The organism is Intrasporangium sp. (assembly GCF_035688975.1).
Taxonomy (GTDB): Bacteria; Actinomycetota; Actinomycetes; order Actinomycetales; family Dermatophilaceae; genus CALMNV01.
Map to the genome: position 1 here is coordinate 1 of NZ_DASSMH010000069.1, position 26,296 is coordinate 26,296.

Here is a 26,296-nt window from a genome sequence, read left to right on the forward strand (position 1 = left end):
CCCGGCGGCATACATCCCGAGGATCTGCGCGGACCCCCACGCCCAGGTCGTTCCGCCGAGGGAGGTCGCGGTGAGCAGCAGGACGAGGCTGACCGAGAGCAGCGCGATGCCGGCCCGGTCGATGACCACCTCGCGGTCCACGTGCTCGAGGTGGAGGGAGCGCTGGATGCCGACGAAGGCCGCGAGACCGACGGGGAGGGTGATGAAGAACAGCCAGCGCCAGCCGAAGTGGTCCGTGACGAAGCCGCCGACGAGAGGTCCGGCGATGGATGAGACGCCGAAGACCGCCCCGAGCAGGCCTTGGTACCGGCCCCGCTGCCGTGGGGGGACGATGTCGCCGATGATGGTCTGCGACAGCGCCATCAGGGTGCCCATGCCCGCGCCCTGGATGGCCCGGGCCAGGACGAGCACCCAGAAGTTGGGCGTCAGGCCGGCCACGACGCTGCCGACCAGGAAGACGGCGGTCCCCGCGAGGTAGAAGCCGCGCCGCCCGTAGATGTCGGAGAGCTTGCCGACGATGGGGACGCTGATGGCGCTGACCAGCATCGCCGCCGTAGCCAGCCAGGAGTAGTGCTCCATGCCGCCCAGCTCGGCGACGATCCGCGGCATCGCGGGTCCGACGATGGTCTGGCTGATCGAGGCGACGAGCATCCCGAGCATGAGGGCGCCGAAGATCCGGCGTGCCCGGGGGTCGAGGCGCGTGTCGAGAGGCGTCGTGGCGCGGGTCGGGGTCGGGGAGGGGGTCGTCGGCATGCCCGCGAGCCTAAGGCCTTTGTTGCACACCGTGCAAATTTGCACGGTGTGCATACCGATGCGTACCATCGGGCGCATGGATCTCGGTGCCGACGGACTGCGGGTGCGCAAGAAGCGCGAGACGCGCGAGGGGCTCCACCGAGCCGCGCTCGACCTGGTCGAGGAGAAGGGCTTCGCGGCGGTCACGACCGAGGAGATCGCCGCGCGGGCCGGCGTCAGCACGCGCACCTTCTTCAACTACTTCTCGTCGAAGGATGCCGCCGTGCTCGGCACCGGCCCCGAGGACCTTGCCGAGGCGGCCGAGCTGCTCCGCAGCCGGCCGGCCGAGGAGCCGCCGCTGGAGGCGCTGCGCCGGGTCGCGCACGCGATGCTCTCGCCCGCGACGGTGGACCCGGCTCTGCGGCTCCAGCGGCGGCGCGTCCTCGTCGGGGAGCCGTCGCTCGCGCCCGCCGTCGTGGCCTCCAACATCCGCGTCGAGAACTGCCTCACGGAGGCGCTGGCCACCCGTCTGGGCGACGCCGCGGACGACCTGCGGGTCCGGCTCACGGTCGCCGCGGCGCTGGCGGCCGTGCGCGCCAGCCTCGAGCACCATCAGAACGGCGCCTCCGGGTCGGTGGAGGACTCCATCGACACGGCGTTCGCGCTGCTCGCCGTCGGCCTCGGCGCAGACGAGAGCAGGCTCGGCTGAGCCAAGGCGTGAGGATCGACCGAGCGCCAGCGAGGGAGGACCGGAGCGCCGGTTCGGCGCAGACGAGAGCAGGCTCGGCTGATCCCGCAGGATGGGGGCATGACCGGACAGAGCGGAGTCGTCTTCCCCCTCGCCGGCGACCGGCGCAGCACGACGGCGACCGGCCGTGCCGTCGTCGCGGACGCCCTGCGGGCCGTGGACCCCCTCGGGGCCGCGGCCGCCCAGGCAGAGCCCAACTGGCGCCGGGGCTACCTGCCGCACTTCCGGCGGCTCGTCGAGGCCGGGCTCCCGTCGGCCGCCGCCGCGCAGGGCATCGCCCGCGACGGCCTCGCGTCGTTGCACGGGCGGATGCGCTGGCGGCCGGCCGGAGAGGGCGGCGTCGACCTGCCGCTGTCCGACGCCTTCAGCGGTGACGCCGCGCCCGTGCTGTCCTCGGAGACGGTGCGCGGCCAGGGGCAACCGGACCGTGCGCTCAGCCTGCCGTATGCCGGTGCACGCCTCTCCGGTGACGCCCTGCTGAGGCAGCTCGACGCCTGGGTGGCAGCCGGGACGGTCGAGCCGTCGTGCGCCGAGGCGGTGGGCGCGGTCGTCGCGCACCCGGAGTGGCTGGACGTGCGGGACTGGCGCGTCGTGGTCCTCGGGGCAGCAGCCGAGATGGGCCCGCTGCGGTCGCTGCTGCGCTGGGGGGCCGACGTCGTCGCTGTGGACCTGCCGCGCCGAGAGCTGTGGTCGCGGCTGCTGTCCGACACGCGCTCCCTCGCCGGCTCGCTCACCGTGCCCGTGAGGCCGGGGGACGGCGACCTCGCGGCCCGGGCGGGCGCCGACCTCGTGCACGCCCCGGCGGCCACGGCACGCTGGCTCGAGGAGCTCGAGGGCCCGGTCGTCATGGGCAACTACGTCTACGCCGACGGCGAGACCAACGTGCGGGTCTCCATGGCCGTCGACGCCGTGTCCGAGCACGTCGTCGCGCAGCGGGGCGTCCACGAGGTGGCGCTCGCCTTCCTGGCCACCCCCACCGACGTCTTCGCGGTGCCCAGGGAGACCGTCGAGCGCTCGGTCGCCAGCTACGGTCGCAGCCGCGCGGCCACGGTGCTGCGGGTGCCGCTGCGCGCCCTGAGCGGCGGCCGACTGCTGCGGCGCAACTACGTCCCGGATGCGGGACCCGGCATCAACGACAGCGTGGTGCTCCAGCAGGGGCCCAACTACCTCCTCGCCAAGCGGCTGCAGCGGTGGCGAGCGACCGAGCACCGGGCGCGTGGGGGCCTCGCCTCGCTCCACGTCGCCCCGCCGACCCGCACCCGCTCGGTGCTGAAGAACCGGGCGCTCGCGGCGGCATACGCCGGGGCCCACCGCTTCGGGATCGAGGTCTTCGAGCCCGGCACCGCCAACACGCTCATGGCCGCGCTCCTCGTGCACGACCTGCGCACGGGCAGCCCGGTGCACCCGCACCCGTGGCAGGACGAGGCGTATGCCGCGGCGCACGGCGGCCTGTGGACGGCGGCCTACCACTCCCGCAGCGCCCTCGGTCTCGCCGCCCTCCTCGGGTGGGCCTCGGCGCGGTGAGTCGCGTGTCTCAATTGCGTACTGAGGTTGGCGCATCGGGGCCCGACCCCGGATGCTTCTCCCATGGGTGAGCACGTGGCGCAGGAGCCGCGACTGGTCGACGCCCGGGCGCCGGAGCACGGCCTCGGGGGCACCTTCAGCGCGCCACGCACGCTCGTGCCCGCCCTGCTCGCTGCCATCGCCTACGTCGACCCCGGCAACTTCGGCGTCAACATCACCTCGGGCGCGCAGCATTCCTACGCCCTCGTGTGGGTCGTCGTCTTCGCGAGCACGTCGGCCATGGTGATCCAGTACCTCGCGGCCAAGCTCGGCATGGTCACCGGCATGAGCCTGGCGGAGCACAGCGCACGCCGTTTCCCCGGCCTCGGGCGCGTCCTGCTCTGGACCCAGGCCGAGATCGTCGTCATCGTGACGGACCTCGCGGAGATCGTCGGCGGCGCCATCGCGCTGTACCTGCTCTTCGGGGTGCCCCTCATGTGGGGTGCCGTCGCGGTGACGGCCTTCAGCCTCCTCGTGCTCTACCTCAAGGTGCATGGGCGCAGCCACTTCGAGTCGGTCGTCCTCGTCCTGCTCGCCGTCATCATCGCCTCGCTGCTCTGGCAGGTCCTGGTCGCCGAGGTCGACTCCGTGCAGCTGCTTCGCTCCGTCGTCCCCGGCCCGCTCGACTCGTCCGCTGCCCTGCTGGCCGTCGGCATCGTCGGCGCCACGGTCATGCCGCACGCCCTGCACTTCCACTCGGCCGCCTCGCGCGCTCGGGACGACGGCACGGTCGAGCCCTCACAGGAGGCGCGCCTGCGCGCGGGCCGCCACACGGTGCGCTCCGTCGTTCTCGCCATGACCGTCGCGGGCGCCGCGAACATCAGCCTCGTGGCCTTCTCCGCCGCGCTGCCGGCGGAGGCGGGCGCGAGCATCGAGACGGCGTATGCCGCCCTGGGCGACCACGCGGGTCAGATCGGGGCGACGATGCTCGCCGTCGCGCTGCTCGCATCGGGCCTGGCGTCGACGCTCGTGGGGGTGCAGACGGGGGACGTCGTGATGGCCGGCTTCGGCAAGCGCCCCATCCCCGCCCTGCTGCGTCGGATGCTGGCCGTCGTGCCGGCCCTGGTCGTCCTCGGCCTGGGCGTCGAGCCGACCCGCGCCCTCGTCTGGAGCCAGGCCGTGCTCAGCTTCGCCCTGCCGGGCACGCTCATCCCGCTCCTCATCTTCACGCACGACCGCAGGGTCATGGGCGTCCTTGCCAACCACCGGGGCACGACGGCCGTCGCCTCGGTCATCACGGCCGTCATCGTCGGCCTCTGCGCCTTCCTCGTCGTGGGCGGCGGTTCCTGAGCCGTCGGGGCGGCATGGCAGGCTGGGGAGCCCATCCAGCGTCGGAAGGCCCTCGCGTGGCGCGAACTCTCCTCCCTCCGGTCGTGGCCGAGGGCCCTGCCCTGCACGCGCTGCGCCTCGAGGTCCGCGACTTCCTGTCCCAGCAGATCGACGCGGGGGTCTTCGTCCCGCACGTCGACACGTGGCTGACCCGCTGGGACCGTGACTTCACCCGTGAGCTCGCACGCCGCGGCTGGCTGGGCATGGTCATCCCGCGGGAGTACGGCGGCCAGGGGCGCACCTACCTGGAGCGGTTCGTCGTCACCGAGGAGCTGCTGGTCGTGGGGGCGCCCGTGGCGGCCCACTGGGTGGCGGAGCGGCAGATCGGGCCCGCGCTCCTGCGGTACGGCACCGAGGAGCAGAAGCAGGCCTTCCTGCCGGCGATCAGCCGGGGCGAGGTGGTGTTCGGGATCGGGATGAGCGAGCCCGACTCAGGCTCGGACCTCGCCAGCGTGCGCACCCGGGCGGAGCGGGTCGAGGGCGGCTGGCGACTGACGGGGACCAAGGTGTGGACCTCGGGCGCCCACGAGGCGGACGCGTTCTTCGCGCTGGCCCGGTCGGCGCCCCTCGACCCGAAGCATCGGCACGAGGGGCTCAGCCAGTTCATCGTCGACCTGCACGCGCCGGGAGTGCAGATCCGGCCGATCGTCTCGATGGGCGGTGACCACCACTTCAACGAGGTGCACCTCGACGGCGTCCTCGTCCCCGACGACCGCGTCCTCGGTCGTCTGGGCGACGGGTGGCGGCAGGTGACCGCGGAGCTCGGCTTCGAGCGCAGCGGCCCGGAGCGCTTCCTCTCGACGTTCCAGCTGCTCGCCGCCGCCGCCTCGGCCATGCATGACGGCGCGCTGCCCCAGGACCCCGGGCTCGGTCGGCACGTGGCCCGCGTGGCCGCGCTGCACCAGATGTCGTTCGCCGTCGCGACGGCGCTGGAGTCGCACGAGGACGCCGACACCGCAGCCGCGGTGGTCAAGGTGCTCGGCACGACGGGCGAGGGCGACATCGCCGACTATGTCGACACCCTGACGGCGACCGGCTGGGTGGCCGACGAGCAGCTCTACCGGCTGCTGCACGCCGCGATCCTCCAGCGCCCGGGGTTCACGCTCCGCGGCGGCACCAACGAGATCCTGCGTGGCGTCATCGCCCGCGGCCTCGGGATGCGCTGATGGACGGCGAGACGACGGACCGGCTGGCGAGCTGCACCGCCCCGGACCCCGACCTGGTGCGGCTGCTCGAGGACGTCTTCGCGGGCTACCGGGCCAGCCGTCCCGCGCCGACGGAGATCGTCGACTTCGACCCGGCGCTGTGGGAGCGGCTCGAGGGGCTGGGCCTGACCCGGCTCAGCGCGTCGGAGCCGAGCGGCGGCAGCGGTGCGACGTGGGCCGAGGCGGCGGCCCTGCTCGGCGCGGCCGCGGCCGCCGCCGCGCCCGTGCCGCTGGCGGAGCACGACGTCCTCGCCGCGTGGTTGCTCGAGTCGGCGGGCCTGCCCAACGACGGACGCATGCGCACCGTATGCCGCCCCGACCCCGCCGGACACGCCCTCAACGTCACCTACGGGCGCGACGCCGTCTCGGTCGTCGCGCTCTGGGAGGACGGAGAGCGGTGGCGGGTGGCCGACGTCCCCGCCGAGCGGATCCACGTCACCCACGAGCGCAACCTTGCCGGTGAGGCCAGCGACACCCTCGACTTCGACCTCGACGACCTCCAGGCGGCCCCCTACGTCGATGACGAGGTCGGCCGGCAGTTCCACCTGCGGGGCGCCCTCGCACGGTGTGCGCAGGTGTGCGGCGCGCTGGACCGCACCCTCGAGCTCGTCCTCGCACACGCCAACGCGCGGGAGCAGTTCGGCCGGCCGATCGGCCGGTTCCAGGCGGTGCAGGCGCTCGTGGCGGACATCGCCACGGAGTCGTCCCTGGCCCGCGCCGCCACGGACACGGCGGTGACCCGCGCGGCGGCCTCCGACTGGCGCGACCCGGGCATGCTCTTCGCGGTCGGCGTCGCGAAGTCCTGCGTCGGGCATGCCGCCTCGCTCGTCGTGCGCAACGCCCACCAGGTGCTCGGCGCCGTCGGCACGACGCTCGAGCACGAGCTGCACCTGCTGACCAAGCCGATCCTCGTGCGACGCAGCGAGTTCGGCTCCATCCACGAGTGGGACGAGACGCTGACGCGGCTCGCCGAGTCCGCCGGCCAGGACGGCCTCTGGCCGCTCGTCACCACCGGCCGGGCCTCGACCCGCTGACCGCCCGCCCCGCGCCCGACGTCCGACGCCCGACCGCAAGGAGAGCCACCGCATGCCCGAGATCTCGTATGCCGTCACCGACGGGGTCGCCCTCGTCACCCTCGACGCGCCCGAGCGCCGCAACGCCCTGTCGGTGCCGATGGCCCGTGAGCTCGCGGCTGCCGCGAGGGAGTCCGAGGCCGACCCGGCCGTCGGCGTCCTGGTCGTCACCGGAGGCGCGCACTTCTGCGCCGGGGCGGTCCGCGACGTCCTCGCCGACACGGGGCGTGACCCCGTCGAGGACACGGCCTACCGCAACCTCGAGACGGTCTACGACGCGTTCACCACCATCGGCTCCATCGGCATCCCCACAGTCGCGGCCGTCCGCGGCGCCGCGGTCGGCGCCGGGCTCAACCTGGCGCTCGCCACCGACGTGCGGGTCGTGTCCCGCACGGCCCGGCTGCTGCCCGGCTTCGCCCAGCTCGGGATCCACCCGGGCGGCGGGCACTTCACGCTGCTGGCCCGCGTGGCCGGCCGCGAGGCCGCTGCGGCCATGGGCCTGTTCGGAGAGGAGGTCGACGGGGTCCGCGCGGCCGCCCTGGGGCTTGCCTGGGCGGCATACGACGACCTGGAGGTGGAGGCGCAGGCGCTCGCCCTCGCCGCCCGGGTCGCCCGGGACCCCGACCTGGCGCGTCGGGTCGTGGCCTCCTTCCGCCGGGAGACCGCGCCGGGCGGCCTGCCCTGGGACGTGGCGGTGGAGCTCGAGCGCTCGCCGCAGATGTGGTCGCTGCGCCGCAAGCACGGCGCCTGACCCCTACGTCACTGCTCCCCCACGTCACTGCTCCACTTTCTGCAACAGTGACGTAGGGGGTACCGAGTGCGGCCCGTGCGGCCCGGGCGCGGCCCGAACGGAGTCCGCGGAGCCCGAGCGAGCCCGGAGCGGGCTGGCGCCCTCCTCCAGTGCAAGGATGAGAGGTCCCGCTTCCCGCCCCCAGGAGGATCGATCCGTGCTGGCGACGTACCGACCGCTCTTCGCCGTCCCAGGGGCCCGGGTCTTCATCACCGGCAGCATGATCGCGCGCTCGGCCGGGGCGATGTTCGGCGTCGCGACGGTGGCGATGATCGCGGCCCGGCGCGGGTCCTACGAGCTCGCGGGCGCGGTCATGGCCGTCGGCATGACGGCCCTCGCGATCTTCGCGCCCTTCCTCGGCCGGCTGGTGGACCGCTACGGCCAGCGCCGGATCGCCATCCCCTTCTTCCTGTGGTCCGGCTTCTGGGCCACCATGACGATCCTCGTGTCGCTGCGCGGCTGGCCGTCGTGGATGTTCTTCGTCACCTACCCCCTCGTGGGGGCGATCCCCAGCCTCGGCACCATGGCCCGCGCGCGGTGGTCGCACATCTTCGAGGACGACCCGCGCAGCCTGCACACGGCGATGTCGTTCGAGCAGGTCATGGAGGAGGTCACCTTCGTCATCGGGCCGGTGCTCGCCGTGTGGCTCTCGACGTCGCTCTTCCCCGAGGCGGGCTTCGTCTTCGCCGCGGCGTGCTATGGCATCGGCGTCGCCGTCTTCATCTCGGCGCGCTCCACGGAGCCGCCCGTCGTGCCGCACCACGAGCGCCCGGCCGGCCATGCGCACCACAACCCGGGGCTGATCCCGCTCGCGTTCATCATGACGATGACCGGGGTGATCTTCGGCGTCAACGAGGTCGTCACCCTCGCCGTCGCCGAGGCCGGTGGGCACAAGAACGCTGCCGGCCCGATCCTGGCCCTCTACGCGGTCGGCTCGGCGCTGTCGGGGCTCGTCTTCGGGCACTTCTCGCACGGCCGCAGCCTCGTCAAGCTCCTCGTCGCCGGCACCCTGGGCATGGCCGTGCTGGAGGCGCCGGTCCTGCTCGCCGGCAACCTGCGCTTCCTCGCACTGCTGATGCTCGTCGCCGGGATCGCGACCGCGCCGACGCTCATCACGACGATGAACCTCATCGAGCGCCTCGTGCCCAAGGCGCAGCTCAACGAGGGCATGACGATCGTGCTCACGGGCCTCATCATCGGCATCGCGGCCGGGTCCGCGGTCTCCGGCATGGTCATCGACCGGGTGGGCGCGCGGGAGGGGTATGCCGTCGCCATCGTGGCGGGCACCTTGGCCTTCGTCATGGCCCTCGGGACCCGGGCCTTCCTCACCCGCCGGGACCTGCACCGCCTGCGCTGAGCTGCGGTCAGGCCGGGCCAGCCACGCCGCTCACGTCGCCGCGGGGAGCGCCTCGCTCTCGCCCTCGGCAGGCCGGGCGCCGGGCCGCGGGCCGAGGTCGACGTGCGGCAGGAAGAGCGACGCCACGAAGGCGAGCACGAGCACCGCTGAGGCGACGAGGAACACCGACGCCATCGCGTCCGAGAAGCCGACGAGGAACGGCCGGGCCAGCCGCGGGTCGAGCCGGTTGATGAACGAGCTGTCCTGCAGCGCCGAGGCTCCGAGCCCGCCGCCGCCGTTCTGCCCGGCGGACTGGATGCCCTTGACGAAGGCGGCGTTGACCGTGGGGTCGCCACCGGTGGGGTTGCGCAGGGCGGCGAGGAACTCGGGCGACTGCCGGGCCTGCGAGAAGGCGTCCCCGATGCGGGTGCCGGCCCGGGCGAAGAGGATCGAGAGGAACACGGCCGTGCCGAGCGTGCCACCGATCTGACGGGTGAACGTCGCGGACGAGGTGGCGACTCCCATGTCGCGGCGGTCGACGGCGTTCTGCACGGCGAGGGTGAGCGGCTGGAAGTTGAAGCCCAGCCCGATGCCGAAGAAGAACATCCCGATCATCGTCTTCCACAAGGCGGTGTCCGCGTCGACGTAGTGGAAGCCGAAGAGCGCCACCACGAGCAGGCCGGCACCGGCGATGGGGAACATGCGGTAGCGGCCGGTCCGGGAGATCAGCTGACCGGAGACGATCGAGCCCGACATGATGCCGAGCGTCATCGGCAGCAGCATGAGGCCCGCCTGGGTGGCCGAGGCGCCCTTGACGATCTGGAGGTAGAGGGGCAGCGCCGCCAGGCCGCCGAACATGCCCATGCCGATGAAGATGGACGCGACCGACGCCGACGCCACGGTGCGGTTGGTGAAGAGGCGCAGCGGGATGAGCGCCTCCTCGCCCATGGCCCGCTCGACGAGGAAGAACGCGACGAGACCGGCCGCGCCGATGACGTAGCAGGCGGTCGACGTCGCCGAGCCCCAGCCCCACTCGCGACCCTGCTCGGCCACGATGAGCAGCGGCACGAGCGCGACGGAGAGGCTGATCGCGCCCCAGTAGTCGATGCGGTGGTCGAGACGCACGTGCGTGAGGTGCAGGGTGCGGCCGACGACGAAGAGGGCCGCCACGGCGATCGGGACGTTGACGAGGAAGACCCAGCGCCAGCCGGTCACGCCGAGGAGCGACTCCTGCCCGGCGAAGAAGCCGCCGATGACGGGGCCGAGCACGCTCGAGGTGCCGAAGACGGCGAGGAAGTAGCCCTGGTACTTCGCGCGCTCCCGCGGCGGCACGATGTCGCCGATGATGGCGAGGGCGAGCGAGAAGAGGCCACCGGCGCCGATGCCCTGGACCGCGCGGAAGGCGGCGAGGGACGGGATCGACCAGGCGAGCGTGCACAGCATCGAGCCGATCGTGAAGACCGTGATGGCGAAGACGAAGAACTTCTTCCGCCCGTAGATGTCCGAGAGCTTGCCGTAGAGCGGCGTCGCGATCGTCGAGGTGATCAGGTATGCCGTCGTGACCCACGCCTGCCCGGCGAGGTCCTTGAGGTCGTCGGCGATGACGCGCATGGCGCTGGCGACGATGGTCTGGTCGAGGGCCGCGAGGAACATCCCCATCATCAGGCCGAGCAGGATGGTGAGGATCTGCTGGTGGGAGAGCGGTTGCGACGGCGAGTCCGATCGCGGCGCGTCGCCGGCGGCGGTGGTGGTCATGCTCGGTGCTCCTGGCTGGGGACGGAATCGGTGAGGGTGAGATCGGTGGGAGGTGGTGGAGGGGTGGCGCCCCGGGTGCGCAGGGAGGTGTCGAGCACGTCCGAGAGGGCGTGGAGGCGCTCGGACAGCTCGTCGCAGTCGGCGCCCTCCCAGCCCTCGAGGAGCTGCTGGAACCACCCGGCTCGCCTGTGCTGGATCTCGCGGACGACCTCGATGCCCTCCGCGGTGAGCGAGACGACCTGGGCGCGGCCGTCGCTCGGGTCGGCTGCCTTGGCCAGCAGCCCGTGCCGGACGAGCCCCGAGACGTGCCTGCTGACGGTCGACACGTCGCTGTGGATGGTGCTGGCGATGTCGGAGACCCGCGCCGGTCCCCCAGCCACGACGAAGAGGACCGGGTATGCCGCCGTGTCCACCCCCGCGTGCACGCGCGGCGCGTGGTGGCGGGCGGCGAGAAGCAGCTTCTGGACCCGGATGAGGCTGAGGAACAGCTCGTTGGCCGACTCGCGGGACACGCTCACGGAGGCTCCCCCCCGTCGTACTTGGTTGTAGCACGCAAGCATCCTCCGCGGGAGGGGGCTGGTCAAGCCGGCCCGCGTGGGAGGATGGTGGTCGGGTGGGCCGAGGACCGCCGACCCGCTCGCACCCGACCCCACCGGAGCCCCAGGAAGTGACCATGCCGCACGAGGTCCCTGCAGACAGCGCCATCAAAGAGGCCTTCTCGGGGCTGTCCCAGCTCATCTACTCCGGCGCCGACACCGCCTCCGTGCACCAGGCCCTGGTCGAGGCCGCCCCGCGGTTCGTCGAGGGGTGCGACCGGGCCTCGATCCTCATGCTCGTGGGGGACCGGTTCCGGTCCACGGCGAGCACCGACGAGGTCGCGCAGCACATCGACATGATCGAGCTCGAGACCGGTGAGGGCCCCTGCCTCGACGCCATCGCGGACGAGGCGGTCCAGCACATCGCGGACCTGCGGGACGGGACGAGCCCCTGGCCCGCCTTCACCCGGCGGGTCCTCGCGGAGACCCCCGTGCGCTCGTCGGCCGGCTACCGGCTCCTCCTCGAGGGCAGGAAGGTCGGGGCGCTCAACGTGTTCTCGGACACCCCGGGCGCGCTGGACGAGGAGGCGGCCAACGCCGGCGCCGTCCTCGCGGCGTTCGCCTCGGTGAGCCTCATGGCCGCCGCCGCGCGCGCCGAGGCGGACACGCTGCGCGCCGGCCTGGAGAGCAACCGGGAGATCGGCAAGGCCGTCGGGCTGCTCATGGCGGCGCACAAGGTGCCGGCGGAGGAGGCCTTCGACATCCTCAAGCGCACGTCGCAGGACCTCAACATGAAGCTGGCCCAGGTCGCTGCCCAGGTGGTCGAGGGGCAGCAGGGGCAGTTCCGCGGGCCCTGACTCCGGCGCCGGGGAGCGGCGTCAGCCGGTCACGACGAGCGCGTCGAGCACGCGGCGGGCGACCTCGTCGTCGCCGCTCACGGTGTAGCGGATCTTTTCCGTCGACCGGCGGCCGGCCGCGCGGCGGGTGAGCGCCTCCGTCGTGAGGTGGATCGTCGTCACGTCCGAGGGCTCCTCGCCCTCGCCGCTGGCATGGCCATGGCCACTGAAGAGCACCTCGCCGAAGGGCCGTCCGTCGGCCCCGGTGGTGACCCGTGCCCCGCCGCGGGCGAGCACCGGGCCGGTCACGTCGAGCACGACCGTCGCACCGGGCGGCACGTGGGCCGCCCGGGCGACCAGCCGGGGAAGCTCGTCGAGGATGGCGGCGGTGAACAGGCGCGCCCCTGCGGTGTCGAGGTTGCCCGGCCGGTCGAGGGCGGCCCGGATGTCCTGCTCGTGGCACCAGACGTCGATGATGCGCCGCCGCAGCTGGGCGCCGAAAGTCGTCTCCGGGCCGAAGAAGCCGCCGACGACCGTGTCGAGGGTGGCGCCCGAGCCGCGAAGCTCCTCCATGCGGTCGGGCAGGTAGGACGCGAGCTCGGCGACCACCTGGGCGCCGGGCACCGCGCGCCGCGCCTCGACGTCCTGCGCGTTGAGCCGACCGAGCGCCTCCCACGGGTGGGCGTGCAGGGGCGGCTCGGCGAGGGGCGACGGCATACCGCTCAAGGCCTTCTCGGCACCGACGACGTGCGCGATCTGGTCCTTGACGGTCCAGCCGGGGCACTCGGTGGGGGTGTCGAAGTCGCCCTCGTGGCAGGCGTTGCCGAGGTCGACGACGGCCTGCACGCCGTGCTCGAAGGCGTCGAGCAGGCCATGGAGGTCGTCCGGGGGCGGCGGATGGATCGGCATGCCGTCACACTACTTACCCTTAAGACATGGCAAGCCCCTCCCGAGCCGTCCGACCGTCGCGGCGCACCTGGCTCGTCGTCCCCGCCGTGCTCGCCGTGGGCCTGCTCGCCTCCCTCCTCGGTGCCCGGTTCACCGGAGCGGTCTCCCCGCCGCCGGACGGGCTCGCCGACGCCGGAGCGTTCGTGCGCTGGTCCCTGCCGCTCGTGCGGGTCGTGCACGACCTCGCCGCGTCGGTGGCGCTGGGCTCGCTGCTGCTCGCCGCGATGATGGTCCCGGGTGCCAGCCGCGATGCCAGCCGCGCCACGGAGGAGCCCCGGCGCGGCGCCGCGCTCGAGATCGCCGCGCTGGGAGGGTTCGTCTGGGCGATCGCGGGGGCGGTGGGCGTCGTCCTCCAGTTCGCCGCCGCCGCCGGTATGCCGCTCACCCACGAGGACTTCGGGACCGCCCTCACGGGGTCGCTCTGGTCTGTCGAGACCCTCCGGGTGGGGCTGCTCAGCGCCGCCGCGGGGGCCGTCGTCGCCTCGGCCGCGACGCTGGCCCGCTCCCGCGCCATGGCGGTGCTGCTCGCAGCCCTGGCGGCCCTCGGCATCCTCGTCCTCGGCCTGGCTGGCCATGGGGCCGGCTCCGCCAACCACGAGAGCGCCGTCGACGCCCTGGCCGTGCACCTGCTCGGCGCGTCGGCGTGGGTCGGTGGCCTCGCCGCCCTCGTGCTGCTGCGCCCGCGGCTCGGCCCCGCCCTCGGGGTGGTCGCCCGCCGCTACTCGACGCTGGCCCTCTGGTGCTTCGTGGCGCTCGGGCTGTCCGGCGTGCTCGCCGCCTCCACGCGCCTCGGGGGTCCAGCCGGCCTCGCGACCCCCTATGGGCTGCTCGTCGTCGTCAAGGTGCTGGTGTTCGTCCTGCTCGGGACGGCCGGGTGGCGGCACCGCCGGAGCACGCTGCGCCAGCTCGACGCGCCCGGCTCCGCGCGGCCCTTCCTGCGGCTCGCCGTGGGCGAGCTGCTCCTCATGGGGCTCGCTCTGGGGGTGGCGACGGCGCTGACGCGCAGCGCGCCACCCGTGCCCGAGACCGTCGTCGAGACGGCCGCCGACCCCAGCCGGGCGCTGGCCCTCACCGGCTTCCCCGCTCCGCCGGCGCCGACGGCCGGGTCCTGGCTCACGACGTGGCGGGTGGACTGGCTCCTGCTTGCGGTCGCGGTGCTCGCGGTCGCTCTCTACCTCGCCGGGGCGCTCGGGCTGCGCCGGCGTGGCGACTCCTGGCCGGCGCTGCGCTCGGTGAGCTGGGTGGCCGGGTGGCTGGTCTTCGCCTGGGCCACCAACGGGGTGCTCGGCACGTATGGCCGGGTGGCCTTCTCGTGGCACATGACCCTGCACATGGTCGAGGGCATGGTGGTTCCGCTCTTCCTCGTGCTCGGTGCTCCCGTCACCCTCGCGCTCCGGGCGCTGCCGGCGCGGCGGGACGGCACCCTCGGCCCGCGCGAGCTCGTCCTCGGCCTCGTGCACTCGCGATACCTCAAGGTCGTCGGCAACCCGGTGTTCGCGGCGGGGTTCTTCTTCCTCAGCCTCGTCGTCTTCTACTGGACCGGCCTGTTCGGGCTGGCCCTCACGACGCACCCCGGACACCTGCTCATGACGGCCCACTTCCTCGTGGCGGGCTACCTGTTCGCCTGGGTGCTCGTCGGGCTCGACCCCGGGCCGGCGCGGTGGAGCCCGGCCCTGCGCCTCATCGTGCTCTTCGCGACGATCTCGTTCCACGCCTTCTTCGGCGTGGCCATGATCAGCAGCAGCACGCTGCTCGCCCCCGACTTCTTCGGCGCGATCGGGCTGCCCTGGGTGCCGGATCCGCTCGCGGACCAGCGCACGGCCGGCTCCGTGGCCTGGGGTCTCGGAGAGCTGCCGACCCTGGTGCTCGCGCTCGTCGTCTCCGTGCAGTGGGCCCGCTCCGACCGGGTGGAGAGCATCCGCCGGGACCGGGCGGCGGACCGGGACGGCGATGCCGACCTGGCGGCATACAACGCCCGGCTCGCGCAGCTGGCCGAGCGCGACGGTCGCTGACGGCGTGGCTCGCCTCCCGCGGCCCTCCTGCGGCCAACTGGTGCATCTTTCAACGATATGATCGCGCAGCAGGAGGAGAAGGAGTGACCATGTCCCGGAGCCGTCCCGAGCCTCGATGCCCGATCCGGGTGGGGGACCCGTGCACCCTGTGTGTCCCGGGAGCGACCGGACCGCACGACTGCGGGCTCGTCTACCTTGTCCAGTCCGATCCGGAGCTGCGTGAGCAGCTCGCGGCTCGGCGGCGCCCGGCGGCCACCCGCCACGTGCCCGCGGGCCCACCCGCATGGGGCGTCCCCGCGTGAGGGTCGCCGTCGTCCAGCTCGCCTATGGTGACGACGAGCCCGTGGGGGAGCGGGTGGCCCGGGTCAGCGAGCTCGTGCGCCGGCAGGCCGGCCACGACCTCGTCGTCCTGCCGGAGCTGTGGGCCCCCGGCGGGTTCGCCTACCGGCAGTGGGAGGAGCGCGCCGAGACCGTCGACGGCCCGGTGGCGCAGGCGCTCGCGGAGGCGGCCCGTGCCGCGGGCGTGACGCTCCACGGCGGCTCCATCGTCGAGCGCGCGGACCCGGTCGAGCCGGGCGGTCCCGGGCGGTGGAACACGTCCCTGGTCTTCTCCGCCGGGGGCGAGCTCGTCGCGACGTATCGCAAGGTCCACCGGTTCGGCTTCGGCGAAGGCGAGCCGCGGCTGATGGAGGCGGGCTCCGAGCTCGTCGTGGTGGACGTGCCGGTCGCGGGAGGCGACCCGGTCCGGGTGGGCCTGTCCACCTGCTATGACCTGCGGTTCCCGGAGCTCTACCGCGGGCTGGTCGACGACGGCGCCGAGATGTTCGTCGTGCCGGCGGCCTGGCCGGCCGCGCGGGTGTCGCACTGGACGCTGCTCGGGCAGGCCCGTGCCGTCGAGGACCAGTGCGTGGTCGTCCAGTGCAACACGGCCGGCACGCACGCCCGGCACGAGATGGGCGGCCGCTCGCAGGTCGTCGCCCCCGACGGGCGCGTGCTCGGCGCCGCTGGCCCTGGCGAGGAGGTCCTCAGCATCGAGGTGGACGTCTCCGAGGTGGCACGCCTGCGTGCGGCCTTCCCGGTGCTGTCGGATCGGCGGCTGCGGTGACCCGGCCTCGGCGCGGCGCCGCGCTCCCCCATCCGGGTCCCCCTCTTCACAGACAACTGGGAGGCTGCGTATCGCAATGGCGATACCGCGGCTCCCAGTTGTCTGGGAGGGGTGACGCACGTGCGACGACCGCTGGGACGACCCGACGATGCTCGACGTGTCGGCCTCGACGGACGGCGACACGTTCCTGACGCTCGACCTGCGTTGGGTGTGAGATCACTGGGTCCGGTGGTTGACTGCTGTGGAGCGCATCCGCGCCAAGAGAAGCGGCACCGGCAGGCGCCACGACAAGGCGGCACACGCGCCACGGACAAGGAGACGCCATGGGTATCGGACTCGGCATCACGCTGCTGGTCGTCGGTGCGATCTTCTACTTCACCGGCATCGACTCCAGCCTGTTCGGCACCAACCTCAACACCGTCGGCATCATCCTCATGCTCGGGGGGGTGCTGGCCATCGTCCTCGGGCTGATCCAGAACGCCCAGCGCACCCGCACCCAGCACACGACCGTCGTCGAGCGGCGCGGCGGACCCGACGTCGTCGAGCGCCGGGATGATGCGCCGGACGACACCGTCTGACCCCGGCGCGGCGTCTGACCCCGGCGGCCGTCTGACCCCGGCGCGGCGCGATCAACTGGCGGATCAACTCGCATTCGGTGTCGTCCTGGCAGCCACGGCCGCCAGTTGATCCGCCAGTTGATCCGCCAGCTGATCCGATCCGCCTCGCTCTTGCTCGAGAGCCTCCTCGTGAGCTGGCTGGCCTGCGCGGCGTCCGTCGTCGTCTCGCTGGTCGCCGTCAACGTGCTGCGGCGCCTGTTGCCGGCGGGCCTACTTCCGGCGGCGGTGTCCGGGGTGTGGGGCGTCGACTGGGCCGTCTTCGGCGGCTCGCTCGGGGTGTCCGCCGTCGTCGTCGCCGTGGGCGGGGCGCTGCCCTTCCTGCGGGCCCTGCGGCTCGACGCCGCCGAGGCGCTGCGCGACTGGCGCTGAGCGGCATACGGCGACCTCCGGTTGTCAGGGGGCCGGACGTCGCCGACGAGTCCTGTGGCGACGGACGTCGCCACAGGACTCGTCGAGTCAGAAGGCCGCCTCCGGCACGTCCATGAGGGCGTTGTCGGCGGCCTCGACGATCGCCCGCTCGGCGGCGAGGCGCGGCAGGACGTTCTTGGCGTAGAAGGAGGCCGCCGCCACCTTGCCCCGGTAGAAGTCCGCGTCGCTGCCGCCGGCCCCGGCGTCCAGGCCGCGCTGGGCGACCTCCGCCTGGCGAAGCAGGAGCCACCCCACGACGAGGTCGCCGGCGGCGAGGAGGAGGCGGGTCGTGTGCTGGCCGATCTTGTAGAGGTTGCGCACCTCGCCGCCCAGCCGCGGCTCCGACTTGCGCAGCTCGTCGACCATGGCGAGCAGCATGCCCTGGACGTCGTCGAGACCCCGGCCGAGGAGCCGGCGCTCCGCCTGGAGCGGGCCACCGAGGTCCGTGACGAAGTCCTGCACCTGGCTCGCCACGTGGCGCAGGGCGGTGCCCTTGTCGCGGACGATCTTGCGGAAGAAGAAGTCGAGCCCCTGGATGGCGGTCGTGCCCTCGTAGAGCGTGTCGATCTTGGCGTCGCGGACGTACTGCTCGATCGGGTAGTCCTGCAGGAAGCCGGAGCCGCCCAGGGTCTGCAACGACTCCGTGCCGAGCAGCACCCACGCCCGCTCGGAGCCCAGGCCCTTGACCAGCGGCAGGAGCAGGTCGCTGACCCGGCGGGCCAGGTCCGCCTCGGAGCCGCGCTCGATGGGGGCCGAGGGGTCGCCGCCCTGGGCCTGCGCCACGAGGTCCTGCTGCGCCGCCGTGTAGAGCACGAGCGCCCGCAGCCCCTCGGCATACGACTTCTGCAGCATGAGCGAGCGGCGCACGTCCGGGTGGTGCACGATCGTCACCCGCGGGGCCCGCTTGTCGGCCATCTGCGTGAGGTCGGCGCCCTGCACGCGCTCCTTGGCGAACTCGAGGGCGTTGAGGTAGCCGGTCGAAAGCGTCGCGATGGCCTTCGTGCCGACGAACATCCGCGCGTGCTCGATGATCTTGAACATCTGCGCGATGCCGTCGTGGACGTCGCCGAGGAGGGTGCCGACCGCCGGCTCCCCATCGCCGAACGTCACCTCGCAGGTGGGGCTCGCCTTCAGGCCCATCTTGTGCTCGACATTGGTGACGTAGGCGCCGTTGCGCTCGCCGAGGGCGCCCGTCTCGAGGTCGACGTGGAACTTCGGGACGATGAAGAGCGACAGGCCCTTGGTGCCAGGGGCGGCGCCCTCGGGTCGCGCGAGGACGAAGTGGACGACGTTGTCCACGAGGTCGGACTCGGCCGAGGTGATGAAGCGCTTGACGCCGGTGAGGTGCCACGTGCCGTCGGGCTGCTGGACGGCGCGGGTGCGACCGGCGCCGACGTCGGAGCCGGCGTCGGGCTCGGTGAGCACCATCGTGGTGTGCCACGCGTGGTCGACGATGTGCTTGGCGAGCTTCCGCTGGTCGGGCGTGCCGAGGTGGTAGAGCAGGCTGGCGAAGGAGTAGCTCGCCGAGAACATGTGGACGGCGGGGTTGGCCCCGCAGACGAGCTCGGCCACCGACCAGCGCAGCGACGGGGGGACGACCACGCCGCCGAGCTCCGCCGGCACGTCCAGGGTGCCCCAGTCGCCGTCGACGTAGGCCCGGAACGACTTGCGGAACGAGTCCGGCATCGTCACGGACGAGGTCGCCGGGTCGAAGACCGGTGGGTTGCGGTCGGAGTCGAGCAGGCTGTCGGCGAGCTCGTGCTCGGCGAGCCGGGAGACCTCGCGCAGGATGTCCTTGGCGGCGGAGACGTCGACGTTGGCGAAGAGGCCCGTGCCCAGCACCTCCTGGCGGCCGAGGACCTCGAAGAGGTTGAACTCGATGTCTCGGACGTTGCTCTTGTAGTGGCCCATCGTCAAGACCTCCGGCTGGTGTGCGGACGTGGTCGCCCCATTGGTTACCCACGAGTCACTTAATGATGCTACCGGCTGGTAATGCGGGCAAGCACCACGCCGTATGCCGTGAACCCGCGGCGCGGCATGCGGGCGGGCACGACGAAGGGCCCGGCAGGTGGCCGGGCCCTTCGGACGAGAGCGGGCGGCAAGAATTGCACTCACGTCTCCTCCTTGGAAAGGAGGTGTTCTGCTGCTGAACTACGCCCGCGAACCGGCGACATGCTGCCACATCCCGGACAGCGAGGCCAGCCGGCGCGGCGACCGGGTGACGCAGGCGCGGCCCGGAGGTCGCGGGAGGGCGCATGCTGGGGGCATGAAGGTCGAGCTGCTCTACTTCGAGGGGTGCCCGAACTGGCTGGTGGCCGACGAGCGGCTCCGGCAGGCCCTCGATCAAGTCGGCGCGCGGGAGACGCGCGTCGAGCATGTCCTCGTGTCGACGCCCGAGGAGGCGCAGGAGCGCCGGTTCCGCGGCTCGCCGACCGTGCTCGTCGACGGCTGGGACCCCTTCGCGCAGCCCGACGCGCCGGTGGGCCTGTCCTGTCGCCTCTATCGCAGCAACGGCAGGCTCGCCGGAGCGCCGACAGTCGAGGAGCTCGTCGAGGCCATCACGTCGGCTGGTCGGGCTCCGGCTCCCGGCTGAGGTCCCGACCCATCAGGGATGACGCGAGGCTGTACTCGCGCTCGACGGTCCCGACGCGGACGCGGTAGTCGGCATACCAGCGTTCGCGACCCCGGCGTTGCGCCACGAGGTGGGCGGCCACGTCCTTCCATGCGCGGGCGGCGTGCTCGTCGGTCCAGTAGGAGACGGTGATCCCGATCTCGTCCCGCGCCGACTCGATGCCGAGGTAGCCGGGCTGCCGCCGGGCGAGGTCCTCCATGGCGGCGGCCATCGCGGCATACCCGTGGTCCCCCTCCGTGCGCGTGGAGGTGAAGATCACCGCGACGTAGGGCGGCGGCGGGGTGTCGGCAAAGAGATGGCTCGCCATGGCGCCAGACTGGCAGAGCCGTGGCGGCTCCGGGCCCGCGTCGTCCGGGCTCGGTCTGGCGCTTCGGTGTCGGCGGATGGCCTCTGTGGTGTAGACAGCAATGCAGTGGTGCTGACCGAGCGCGGGCGTGGAGGCGAGATGAGCGCGGTCACCCGGCCCACTCGGGCCATCGTCGTCGGTGCCGGCATGGCGGGGCTGCTCGCGGCCCGCGCGCTGGCCGACCACGCCGACTCCGTGCTGCTGCTCGAGCGCGAGCGGCTGCGGGACGTGCCCGAGCCGCGGGCGCACGTGCCGCAGGGCCGGCACGGGCACGTGCTGCTCTCGTCCGGCGAGGAGCGGATGGCGACCTGGTTCCCGGGCCTGCGGGACGAGCTGACCGGGCTCGGAGCGGTCCGGGTCGACGGGACCGGGGCGAGCTGGTACCAGGCGGGCGGCTTCCGGGTGCGGGGCGACTGGGGTGCCGACGCGGTGAGCCTGACCCGCCCGCTGCTCGAGACGACGCTGCGGCGGCGGGTGCGGGGCCTGGCGCGCGTCGAGCTGCGCGACGGTGTGCGCGTCGACGGGGTCACGGTCGACCGCGGTCGGGTCACCGGGGTCGCCGTCGACGGCCGTACGCTCCCGGCCGACCTCGTCGTCGACTGCTCGGGGCGCTCCTCGCGCATCGCGCACGACCTCGAGTCGGCCGCCGAGCACCGCCCGCCGGTCTCGCGCGTCACCGTGGACTGCGCCTATGGCACGCGGCTGCTGGCGAGGGGCTCGGCCGACCTGGACGGCACCACGGCCGTCGTGGCGCCGACGCCACCGGTGTCGTGGCGCGGTGGGACGCTCCTGCCCGTCGAGGGCGACCGCTGGATCCTCTCCCTCGTCGGCATGCATGCAGACCCGCCGCCGGCGGACGACGAGGGGTATGCCGCGTTCGCCCGGTCGCTGCGGGTGCCGGTGCTCGCGGACGTCCTCGCGCGGACCGAGCCGCTGACGCCGGTCGTGGGCTACCGCTTCCCCTCGAGCCAGCGGCGGCACCACGAGCGCGTGCCCCGTCCGCTGTCAGGTCTCGTCTTCGTCGGCGACTCGGCCTGCAGCTTCAACCCCATCTACGGCCAGGGCATGTCCGTCGCCGCGCTGCAGGTCGAGGTGCTCGCGGCGGCGGTTGCGAGGCTCGGCCTCGACTCGCCCGAGCTGCCCCGCCGCTTCCACCGCCGGGCCGCGCGGATCATCGACACCCCGTGGAGCATCGCGGTCGGCCTGGACTTCCTGCACCCGCGCACCACCGGGCCCAAGCCGCGCGGCACCGACCTGCTCAACCGCTACGTCACGAAGGTCATCCACGCCACCCACGTGTCGCTGCCCGTCACCCGGGCGCTGAGCGCGGTGCAGAACCTGCAGGAGCCGCCGTCATCGCTGTTCCGGCCTCGGCTCATGGTCACGGTGCTCACCGAGGCCCGCCGGTCGCCCGCCGAGGCGCGCCGGTCGCCCGCCGAGGCCGGGACCGGTGGTGGGCGGCATCGGTGATGCGGTGATGCGGTGACGCCGGACGGCCAGGGAGGGGAGCATGGGCGGGTGAACGCGGAAGAGCTGCTGGCCTACTGCCTGGCAAAGCCCGGTGCGTGGCAGGACGAGCCCTGGGAGGGCGACGTGGTGGCCAAGGTCGCCGACAAGATCTTCGCCTTCCTCGGCAGTGGCACGTCAATCGGCCTCAAGTGCGGGGCGACTCGCCTCGAGGCCGACGAGTGGCTCCTGCAGTATCCCGACGATGCGCGGGTCATGGCCTACATCGGGCGCTCCGGGTGGAACACCCTCGACGTCGGCGGCGGCATACCGGACGAGCGCATCCTCGAGGCGGTCGACGACTCCTACGCCATGGTCGTCGCCAAGCTGCCGAAGTCGCGCCGCCCGTCGTGAGCCGGTCGCCGCCGTGACCGGCATGGGTCCGGTCGGGTCGCGTCGGCGAACGTCTCCGTCAGGAAGTGGGTCTCCGTCAGGACTTCATCCGGGCTGCCAACGTCGCCACGCCTTCTCCGCTCAGCTCGGCCAGGCCGGCCTTCCGGCCGGTCATGGCGAGGACGAGGGCCAGCAGGGGGCCCCTGACGTCGGGGCCGGCTCCGGTCGACCAGGCGGTGTCAGTGGCTGTCAGGTGCAGGCCGTCGATGCGGCGCTTGCCACCGATGAGCAGGTTGGAGCCCTTGTAGAAGTTGGCGATTCGCGCGAGCGCCTCGACCGGGTAGTCGTGCCGAATGCCCAGCGGACGGCGGATGTCCTCCGCATGGACGATCGTCTCACCGAGCCAGGTGTCGACCGGTCCAGGGGGCGCAGTGGTGTCGTCGCGGTGGGCCCGGAAGTCGGCGAGCGTCTGAGCCGGGCCGCCGGTCGTGCCCGTTGCCACCTCGCGCTCGCTCATCGCGTTGAACCGGAAGCCTGCCGCTGCCATCTTGAGCAGGAACTTCGGCGGTGTCATGGTGGCGGTGGCAGTCATGTGGGCGAGGACCTGCTGGACCGTCCATGGAGCGCACAACGAGGGCGTGCGCCACTGATCCTCCGTCAGTGACTCGAGGTCGGTCGCAAGCGCCGCCCGCTCGGCGTGGATCGTGCGCCACAGGTCGTCAGCTGCCATGGCAATCCTCCTCGATCGGCCCCTGCCCGCAGACTACTCTGGGGCGTCCGGGCCGGGCATCGTCCGCCCCAGCGCCTCGCGGACCTCCTGCGGGACACGACGATCATCGTGCGGCCCGACGGCGGTGTGACAGCCGGCCGCGTCAGCCGACGAGGGTCGGTACGAGGACGCATCCCTGCACCACCGACCGGATCCGAGCTCCTGGGTGCGGCATACCGATCCCATGGACCGTCTGCGCATCGCGCTCCGGGACATCTATGCCTACTACCGTGAGGCGGAGCCAATGCTCAGCATGGTCGTTCGTGACGCGGTGGCGGTGCCACTGGACGTGCGGCGGGCAAACGAGCAGGCGACGGCGTCGTACCGGGACCTGCTGCTGGACGGCGCCCTCAGCGACCGATCCGCCATCGGCTTGATGGCCGGTCTCGTCGAGGCCGCTTCACGAACGACCGGGCGGCAGGGATCGATCCCATCGTCGCCCCCGTCACCTCCCTCGTCCCCGTCGCGGAGCGGCCCAGCCGACTCCGCATAGTCGCCCGGTTCGTGAGATTGCTCGACCCGACGACAAGGCCCCAACCCTCGACCGGGGGACCAAAGACCCTGGCCTCGCGGCCGGCCAGGGGGTCACAGTCGACAGCGGAGCTGCCCGTGTGAAAGGACTCTCGAGATGAAGGCCATCGTGCAGGACCACTACGGCGGCGCTTCGGCGCTCACATTTGCTGACGTCGCTCGACCGGGGTTTGGCGACGAGGACGTGCTGGTGCAGGTGGTGGCGGCCGGGGTCGACCGTGGCGCCTTGCACCTCATGACCGGACGCCCGTACCTGATGCGGTTGGGGACAGGGCTGCGGGCCCCCAAGGTGAGGGTGCCCGGTGTCAGCTTCGCCGGCCGGGTGGAGGCGGTTGGCTCACAGGTGAGCCGCTTCGCCCCGGGGGACGAGGTGTACGGCGCGGCCCGCGGAACCTACGCGGAGTACGTCGCCACATCGCAGAGCAAGGTCGTGCCCAAGCCTGCCGAGCTCAGCTTCGAGGAAGCCGCGGTGGTGCCGTACGCGGCATTCGCGGCCCTGCAGGCGGTGCGGCAGCACGGCCGGGTGCAGCCCGACGAGCGTGTCCTTGTGGTGGGCGCTTCGGGAGCCGTGGGCAGCATCGCGGTGCAAGTCGCCAAGGCGTCCGGTGCCGAGGTCACCGGGGTGTGTGGCCCGCGCGACCAGCAGCTCGCCACCTCGATCGGCGCCGACAGCGTGATCGACTACACGAGCGAGGACTTCACCGACGGGACCCGTCGCTTTGACGTCATCCTCGACGTGTTCGGCCGCACCCCGATTCGGCGACTGCGCCGGGCACTGACACCGCGCGGCCGGCTGGTGATCGTCGGTGGTGAGGGAGGCCGGTGGATCGGAGGTACCCAGCGGCAGCTCGCCGCGATGCTTCTCTCCCCGTTCGTCCGTCAGTCGCTCCGCGCGTTCGTGGCGAAGGAAGACGCCGAGACCCTGCAACAGATGAAGGACCTCATCGCCGAGGGCAAGGTCCGCCCCCTGATGGGCCGGACCTACCCGCTCGTAGAGGCGGTCGATGCCGTCGCGGCCCTTGAGTCCGGGGCATCGTCGGGGCGGATCGTCCTTACCGTCTGACTTTCCATCGCAAGCCCCCACCGGGGCGGCCGGCACCGTCCGCTCCCATCTCAGGCCTGCGCCTTCGTGTGTAGCGAGCGACGGGAATCGAACCCGCGTATCCAGTTTGGGAATCCTGCCGCTGGCGGCGGCCGTACACGAGGGGGCTTCACCATGGCGCCCGGATCTGCCCACAGCTGCCCGCTCGTGACCCGCCTTGAGTGCACGGTGAGTGCACGCACCGTGCACCCGGGACGGGTGGCCAACGGGTTCCCGCTACTGCACTTTGCTGGTGTAGTGCCCGACTCCGGCCTAGCCGTGCTGCGACGCAACGCCGATACCATGGGGCTATGACCGAGACTGCCGTGCCGGCTCGTGCGCCACTCAGTGGCCCCACAGGCCGACTCGTCGCAGCTCACCGTGAGGAGTTGCGCGAGGTGCTGCGCCGCCACGGTGTGACCGACGCCCATATCTTCGGAAGCGTCGCACGCGGAGACGACCGCCCCGGCAGCGATCTCGACCTGCTCGTCGAGTTCCCCCGTGGGACGAGCCTCTTCGAGCTGGCCGGCATTCAGGCCGAGTTGGAAGAGGTTCTGGGCGTTGAGGTCGACCTCGGCACCCGCGGAAGCCTCAAGCCGCGCATCCGTCCGCGCGTGGAACGAGACTTGGTTGCCCTATGAGCCGTTCGGACCTCGACCGGCTCTATGACATCGCCGACGCAATTGCGGCCATCCGGTCCCACGTCGCGCAAGGGACTCTCAGCGAGGCTGTGGTGTTCGACGCGGTGCGGATGCGACTACTTGAAATCGGCGAGGCCGTGAAGGGTCTCAGTGAAGAACTCACGGCACGAGAGCCTGCCATTCCGTGGCGCACGATTGCGCGGTCGCGAGATAACCTGGTCCATCACTACTTCGCGACCGAGGTGCAGATTGTCGAGGACACCATCAAGACGGACTTGGCGCCACTGGACGAGGCCGTCGCCCGGCTGATCGCGGAAGTCGAGCGGCTGGATGAACTGGTCCGAGAGCGCCAGAACTACGGTCAGGAGCAGGCTGATGCTGCCGAGTAAACGCACCTGGATCGCACGGCACTCCACGAGGGCCTTCGCGTGCAAGAAGCCGCAGGCCGGAAACGGGTTCTGACCTGCGGCTTTGCGGTGGAGCGAGCGACGGGAATCGAACCCGCGTATCCAGCTTGGGAAGTGCCTTGGTGGGCATCTGCTGGGTCCTCGCGCGCTTGCGAAGCCATCCGGTCCTGACCGCTCGCGACGTGATGCGGCCTGAGCGTTGGGCACGGATTGGGCACGCGGGTCTGCGCATTGACCTGGACTGGACTGGGCTGGGTGGCGCCCCGCAGAAGGCGGTTCGGCGACCTCGCCGCGCGGGTCGTATATGGCCGGCGCGCTCGTTGTGGGCAGTGGTCCTCCTTGGGAGCCGGCCCGGCGCACGTCAGCTGGGGCCTCCCTCGTCGCCAGCGCCTGATTCTCAGCCCCACGACCGGGTGGCCGTCCGTTTGAGTGGCGTCGGCGGCCCACAAGACCCGTGTCGGTTCGAGCGGGCGGCTTCCAGGCTAGGACCCCGCGGGCGCCGGCACGAGACAGCTCGGGTCGACGTCCCTGGCCGTCATGTAGCGGACCGTGGCGCTGTGCTGGTCCGGGGTGAGGGCGAAGCGCGTATGGCTGCCGCCGTCGTACGAGGCACATTCGCCGGCGCTCTGGCGGGTGATGCTCATCGCGTGCTTAGCGAAGGGAGCCAGGAGGAGACCCACCTCGAACTGAACCGGGTCACGTGGGTCCAGGTCGTCGGCGATCCCGCCATGTGAGCCGCGAACGTAGTTACGCCACACCTCGGGGAGGTCCATTGCCGTGAGCGCAGCCTCGACGTCATCCGTCCACAGATCGTCAGGCCCGATGAGCAGGGCCAGGTACTCCAGGTCAGCACGAAGGGCCGTCAGGGCTCCTCGAATGGTCACTTCGAGGGCGTGCCGCGGGGTGCCGGGCTCGAGCGTGTAGACCGAGCGAGGCTGTTCGGCTGGCATGGCATGACTCTGGCATAGCAAGCGCGGGGTGCGGTGGGGTGCGCGTAGGCGCGCCAGCGCGGAGCGCGGGGTCCCAATCGCGGGGCCCCGCGCTTCTTCGCGCCGGA

At 72.4% G+C, this 26,296-nt stretch carries 27 protein-coding genes and 1 tRNA gene; 19 read left to right on the forward strand and 9 right to left on the reverse strand.

Annotation, left to right across the window (positions count from 1 at the left end; all coding sequences use genetic code 11):
* On the reverse strand, positions 1–753 hold a 753-nt coding region (locus VFJ94_RS07180), incomplete at its 3' end, for an MFS transporter (RefSeq protein ID WP_325003516.1).
* 76 nt (positions 754–829) lie between these two features.
* On the opposite strand from VFJ94_RS07180, the gene VFJ94_RS07185 reads away from it, so the two are divergent.
* The 7 genes from VFJ94_RS07185 to VFJ94_RS07215 all read left to right on the forward strand — a co-directional run bounded on the left by VFJ94_RS07185 (position 830) and on the right by VFJ94_RS07215 (position 8,797).
* The gene (locus tag VFJ94_RS07185; protein ID WP_325003517.1) at positions 830–1,441 is read left to right on the forward strand and encodes a TetR/AcrR family transcriptional regulator; all 612 of its coding nucleotides are present in this window, start codon (positions 830–832) and stop codon (positions 1,439–1,441) included.
* Positions 1,442–1,540: 99 nt separating this feature from the next.
* On the forward strand, positions 1,541–3,004 hold the full coding sequence (locus VFJ94_RS07190; protein WP_325003518.1) for a hypothetical protein: 1,464 nt from the start codon (positions 1,541–1,543) through the stop codon (positions 3,002–3,004).
* A 63-nt stretch (positions 3,005–3,067) separates the two neighbouring features.
* A complete protein-coding gene (locus VFJ94_RS07195; RefSeq protein ID WP_325003519.1) occupies positions 3,068–4,333 on the forward strand; it encodes an Nramp family divalent metal transporter in 1,266 nt (421 codons plus the stop codon).
* A gap of 83 nt (positions 4,334–4,416) precedes the next feature.
* The gene (locus VFJ94_RS07200; protein ID WP_325003520.1) at positions 4,417–5,538 is read left to right on the forward strand and encodes an acyl-CoA dehydrogenase family protein; all 1,122 of its coding nucleotides are present in this window, start codon (positions 4,417–4,419) and stop codon (positions 5,536–5,538) included.
* Complete coding sequence (locus VFJ94_RS07205; RefSeq protein ID WP_325003521.1) at positions 5,538–6,611, forward strand: acyl-CoA dehydrogenase family protein; 1,074 nt, start codon at positions 5,538–5,540, stop codon at positions 6,609–6,611. Before VFJ94_RS07200 ends, VFJ94_RS07205 begins: the two co-directional genes overlap by 1 nt.
* 52 nt (positions 6,612–6,663) lie before the next feature.
* On the forward strand, positions 6,664–7,401 hold the full coding sequence (locus VFJ94_RS07210; protein WP_325003522.1) for an enoyl-CoA hydratase-related protein: 738 nt from the start codon (positions 6,664–6,666) through the stop codon (positions 7,399–7,401).
* Between the two features lie 196 nt (positions 7,402–7,597).
* A complete protein-coding gene (locus VFJ94_RS07215) occupies positions 7,598–8,797 on the forward strand; it encodes an MFS transporter (protein WP_325003523.1) in 1,200 nt (399 codons plus the stop codon).
* A 30-nt stretch (positions 8,798–8,827) separates the two neighbouring features.
* Here the strand turns inward: VFJ94_RS07215 and VFJ94_RS07220 are convergent, their stop codons facing one another.
* Together VFJ94_RS07220 and VFJ94_RS07225 are read right to left on the reverse strand one after the other, a co-directional pair.
* On the reverse strand, positions 8,828–10,531 hold the full coding sequence (locus tag VFJ94_RS07220; protein ID WP_325003524.1) for an MDR family MFS transporter: 1,704 nt from the start codon (positions 10,529–10,531) through the stop codon (positions 8,828–8,830).
* Positions 10,528–11,049 carry a MarR family winged helix-turn-helix transcriptional regulator gene (locus tag VFJ94_RS07225; protein ID WP_325003525.1) on the reverse strand — a complete coding sequence of 174 codons (522 nt, stop codon included), beginning with the start codon at positions 11,047–11,049 and terminating at the stop codon, positions 10,528–10,530. The genes VFJ94_RS07220 and VFJ94_RS07225 overlap by 4 nt, the downstream gene beginning before the upstream one ends.
* Before the next feature lie 155 nt (positions 11,050–11,204).
* Between VFJ94_RS07225 and VFJ94_RS07230 the strand changes: the two genes are divergently transcribed.
* Positions 11,205–11,924 (forward strand): GAF and ANTAR domain-containing protein, encoded by a 720-nt coding sequence (locus tag VFJ94_RS07230; RefSeq protein WP_325003526.1) that lies wholly within the window; start codon positions 11,205–11,207, stop codon positions 11,922–11,924.
* Positions 11,925–11,945: 21 nt separating this feature from the next.
* Here VFJ94_RS07230 and VFJ94_RS07235 read toward each other — a convergent pair whose 3' ends face one another.
* Positions 11,946–12,812, reverse strand: a complete 867-nt coding sequence (locus tag VFJ94_RS07235; protein WP_325003527.1) for a maleylpyruvate isomerase family mycothiol-dependent enzyme — start codon at positions 12,810–12,812, stop codon at positions 11,946–11,948.
* Between the two features lie 26 nt (positions 12,813–12,838).
* On the opposite strand from VFJ94_RS07235, the gene VFJ94_RS07240 reads away from it, so the two are divergent.
* From VFJ94_RS07240 to VFJ94_RS07260, 5 genes are all read left to right on the forward strand, one after another.
* Positions 12,839–14,863 carry a cytochrome c oxidase assembly protein gene (locus VFJ94_RS07240; protein WP_325003528.1) on the forward strand — a complete coding sequence of 675 codons (2,025 nt, stop codon included), beginning with the start codon at positions 12,839–12,841 and terminating at the stop codon, positions 14,861–14,863.
* 89 nt (positions 14,864–14,952) lie between these two features.
* Positions 14,953–15,165 carry a DUF6767 domain-containing protein gene (locus VFJ94_RS07245; RefSeq protein ID WP_325003529.1) on the forward strand — a complete coding sequence of 71 codons (213 nt, stop codon included), beginning with the start codon at positions 14,953–14,955 and terminating at the stop codon, positions 15,163–15,165.
* A complete protein-coding gene (locus VFJ94_RS07250; protein ID WP_325003530.1) occupies positions 15,162–15,968 on the forward strand; it encodes a nitrilase-related carbon-nitrogen hydrolase in 807 nt (268 codons plus the stop codon). The genes VFJ94_RS07245 and VFJ94_RS07250 overlap by 4 nt, the downstream gene beginning before the upstream one ends.
* Before the next feature lie 323 nt (positions 15,969–16,291).
* Positions 16,292–16,546, forward strand: a complete 255-nt coding sequence (locus VFJ94_RS07255; protein ID WP_325003531.1) for a DUF6458 family protein — start codon at positions 16,292–16,294, stop codon at positions 16,544–16,546.
* A 105-nt stretch (positions 16,547–16,651) separates the two neighbouring features.
* On the forward strand, positions 16,652–16,954 hold the full coding sequence (locus tag VFJ94_RS07260) for a hypothetical protein (RefSeq protein ID WP_325003532.1): 303 nt from the start codon (positions 16,652–16,654) through the stop codon (positions 16,952–16,954).
* Positions 16,955–17,041: 87 nt separating this feature from the next.
* Here the strand turns inward: VFJ94_RS07260 and VFJ94_RS07265 are convergent, their stop codons facing one another.
* Positions 17,042–18,904: an acyl-CoA dehydrogenase gene (locus VFJ94_RS07265; RefSeq protein WP_325003533.1), complete on the reverse strand. Its 1,863-nt coding sequence runs from the start codon at positions 18,902–18,904 to the stop codon at positions 17,042–17,044.
* A 179-nt stretch (positions 18,905–19,083) separates the two neighbouring features.
* Positions 19,084–19,154 (reverse strand) — tRNA-Gly (locus VFJ94_RS07270).
* Positions 19,155–19,259: 105 nt separating this feature from the next.
* On the opposite strand from VFJ94_RS07270, the gene VFJ94_RS07275 reads away from it, so the two are divergent.
* Positions 19,260–19,586: a DF family (seleno)protein gene (locus VFJ94_RS07275; protein ID WP_325003534.1), complete on the forward strand. Its 327-nt coding sequence runs from the start codon at positions 19,260–19,262 to the stop codon at positions 19,584–19,586.
* On the opposite strand, the gene VFJ94_RS07280 is transcribed toward VFJ94_RS07275, so the two are convergent.
* Positions 19,552–19,932, reverse strand: coding sequence for an antibiotic biosynthesis monooxygenase (locus VFJ94_RS07280; protein ID WP_325003535.1), 381 nt, complete (start codon positions 19,930–19,932; stop codon positions 19,552–19,554). The two genes, VFJ94_RS07275 and VFJ94_RS07280, sit on opposite strands and share 35 nt — an antisense overlap.
* 138 nt (positions 19,933–20,070) lie before the next feature.
* On the opposite strand from VFJ94_RS07280, the gene VFJ94_RS07285 reads away from it, so the two are divergent.
* Together VFJ94_RS07285 and VFJ94_RS07290 are read left to right on the forward strand one after the other, a co-directional pair.
* Positions 20,071–21,441 (forward strand): NAD(P)/FAD-dependent oxidoreductase, encoded by a 1,371-nt coding sequence (locus tag VFJ94_RS07285; RefSeq protein ID WP_325003536.1) that lies wholly within the window; start codon positions 20,071–20,073, stop codon positions 21,439–21,441.
* Positions 21,442–21,489: 48 nt separating this feature from the next.
* Complete coding sequence (locus tag VFJ94_RS07290; protein ID WP_325003537.1) at positions 21,490–21,831, forward strand: MmcQ/YjbR family DNA-binding protein; 342 nt, start codon at positions 21,490–21,492, stop codon at positions 21,829–21,831.
* A gap of 76 nt (positions 21,832–21,907) precedes the next feature.
* Here VFJ94_RS07290 and VFJ94_RS07295 read toward each other — a convergent pair whose 3' ends face one another.
* Positions 21,908–22,540, reverse strand: coding sequence for a maleylpyruvate isomerase family mycothiol-dependent enzyme (locus VFJ94_RS07295; protein ID WP_325003538.1), 633 nt, complete (start codon positions 22,538–22,540; stop codon positions 21,908–21,910).
* Positions 22,541–23,207: 667 nt separating this feature from the next.
* Here VFJ94_RS07295 and VFJ94_RS07300 point away from each other — a divergent pair.
* From VFJ94_RS07300 to VFJ94_RS07310, 3 genes are all read left to right on the forward strand, one after another.
* Entirely contained in the window at positions 23,208–24,173 is a 966-nt protein-coding gene (locus tag VFJ94_RS07300) for an NAD(P)-dependent alcohol dehydrogenase (protein ID WP_325003539.1), read from the forward strand.
* Between the two features lie 329 nt (positions 24,174–24,502).
* Positions 24,503–24,832, forward strand: a complete 330-nt coding sequence (locus tag VFJ94_RS07305) for a nucleotidyltransferase family protein (protein WP_325003540.1) — start codon at positions 24,503–24,505, stop codon at positions 24,830–24,832.
* The gene (locus VFJ94_RS07310) at positions 24,829–25,221 is read left to right on the forward strand and encodes a DUF86 domain-containing protein (RefSeq protein WP_325003541.1); all 393 of its coding nucleotides are present in this window, start codon (positions 24,829–24,831) and stop codon (positions 25,219–25,221) included. The genes VFJ94_RS07305 and VFJ94_RS07310 overlap by 4 nt, the downstream gene beginning before the upstream one ends.
* Before the next feature lie 500 nt (positions 25,222–25,721).
* Here the strand turns inward: VFJ94_RS07310 and VFJ94_RS07315 are convergent, their stop codons facing one another.
* On the reverse strand, positions 25,722–26,189 hold the full coding sequence (locus tag VFJ94_RS07315; RefSeq protein WP_325003542.1) for a hypothetical protein: 468 nt from the start codon (positions 26,187–26,189) through the stop codon (positions 25,722–25,724).
* Positions 26,190–26,296: the final 107 nt, after the last annotated feature.

Excerpts from the sequence above, each read along its gene's own strand:
- VFJ94_RS07185 (WP_325003517.1), top strand. The coding sequence starts at position 830 with ATGGATCTCGGTGCCGACGGACTGCGGGTGCGCAAGAAGCGCGAGACG.
- VFJ94_RS07190 (WP_325003518.1), top strand. The coding sequence starts at position 1,541 with ATGACCGGACAGAGCGGAGTCGTCTTCCCCCTCGCCGGCGACCGGCGC.
- VFJ94_RS07195 (WP_325003519.1), top strand. The coding sequence starts at position 3,068 with ATGGGTGAGCACGTGGCGCAGGAGCCGCGACTGGTCGACGCCCGGGCG.
- VFJ94_RS07205 (WP_325003521.1), top strand. The coding sequence starts at position 5,538 with ATGGACGGCGAGACGACGGACCGGCTGGCGAGCTGCACCGCCCCGGAC.
- VFJ94_RS07210 (WP_325003522.1), top strand. The coding sequence starts at position 6,664 with ATGCCCGAGATCTCGTATGCCGTCACCGACGGGGTCGCCCTCGTCACC.
- VFJ94_RS07220 (WP_325003524.1), bottom strand. The coding sequence starts at position 10,531 with ATGACCACCACCGCCGCCGGCGACGCGCCGCGATCGGACTCGCCGTCG.
- VFJ94_RS07230 (WP_325003526.1), top strand. The coding sequence starts at position 11,205 with ATGCCGCACGAGGTCCCTGCAGACAGCGCCATCAAAGAGGCCTTCTCG.
- VFJ94_RS07235 (WP_325003527.1), bottom strand. The coding sequence starts at position 12,812 with ATGCCGATCCATCCGCCGCCCCCGGACGACCTCCATGGCCTGCTCGAC.
- VFJ94_RS07240 (WP_325003528.1), top strand. The coding sequence starts at position 12,839 with ATGGCAAGCCCCTCCCGAGCCGTCCGACCGTCGCGGCGCACCTGGCTC.
- VFJ94_RS07245 (WP_325003529.1), top strand. The coding sequence starts at position 14,953 with ATGTCCCGGAGCCGTCCCGAGCCTCGATGCCCGATCCGGGTGGGGGAC.
- VFJ94_RS07255 (WP_325003531.1), top strand. The coding sequence starts at position 16,292 with ATGGGTATCGGACTCGGCATCACGCTGCTGGTCGTCGGTGCGATCTTC.
- VFJ94_RS07265 (WP_325003533.1), bottom strand. The coding sequence starts at position 18,904 with ATGGGCCACTACAAGAGCAACGTCCGAGACATCGAGTTCAACCTCTTC.
- VFJ94_RS07275 (WP_325003534.1), top strand. The coding sequence starts at position 19,260 with ATGAAGGTCGAGCTGCTCTACTTCGAGGGGTGCCCGAACTGGCTGGTG.
- VFJ94_RS07280 (WP_325003535.1), bottom strand. The coding sequence starts at position 19,932 with ATGGCGAGCCATCTCTTTGCCGACACCCCGCCGCCGCCCTACGTCGCG.
- VFJ94_RS07285 (WP_325003536.1), top strand. The coding sequence starts at position 20,071 with ATGAGCGCGGTCACCCGGCCCACTCGGGCCATCGTCGTCGGTGCCGGC.
- VFJ94_RS07295 (WP_325003538.1), bottom strand. The coding sequence starts at position 22,540 with ATGGCAGCTGACGACCTGTGGCGCACGATCCACGCCGAGCGGGCGGCG.
- VFJ94_RS07300 (WP_325003539.1), top strand. The coding sequence starts at position 23,208 with ATGAAGGCCATCGTGCAGGACCACTACGGCGGCGCTTCGGCGCTCACA.
- VFJ94_RS07305 (WP_325003540.1), top strand. The coding sequence starts at position 24,503 with ATGACCGAGACTGCCGTGCCGGCTCGTGCGCCACTCAGTGGCCCCACA.
- VFJ94_RS07310 (WP_325003541.1), top strand. The coding sequence starts at position 24,829 with ATGAGCCGTTCGGACCTCGACCGGCTCTATGACATCGCCGACGCAATT.
- VFJ94_RS07315 (WP_325003542.1), bottom strand. The coding sequence starts at position 26,189 with ATGCCAGCCGAACAGCCTCGCTCGGTCTACACGCTCGAGCCCGGCACC.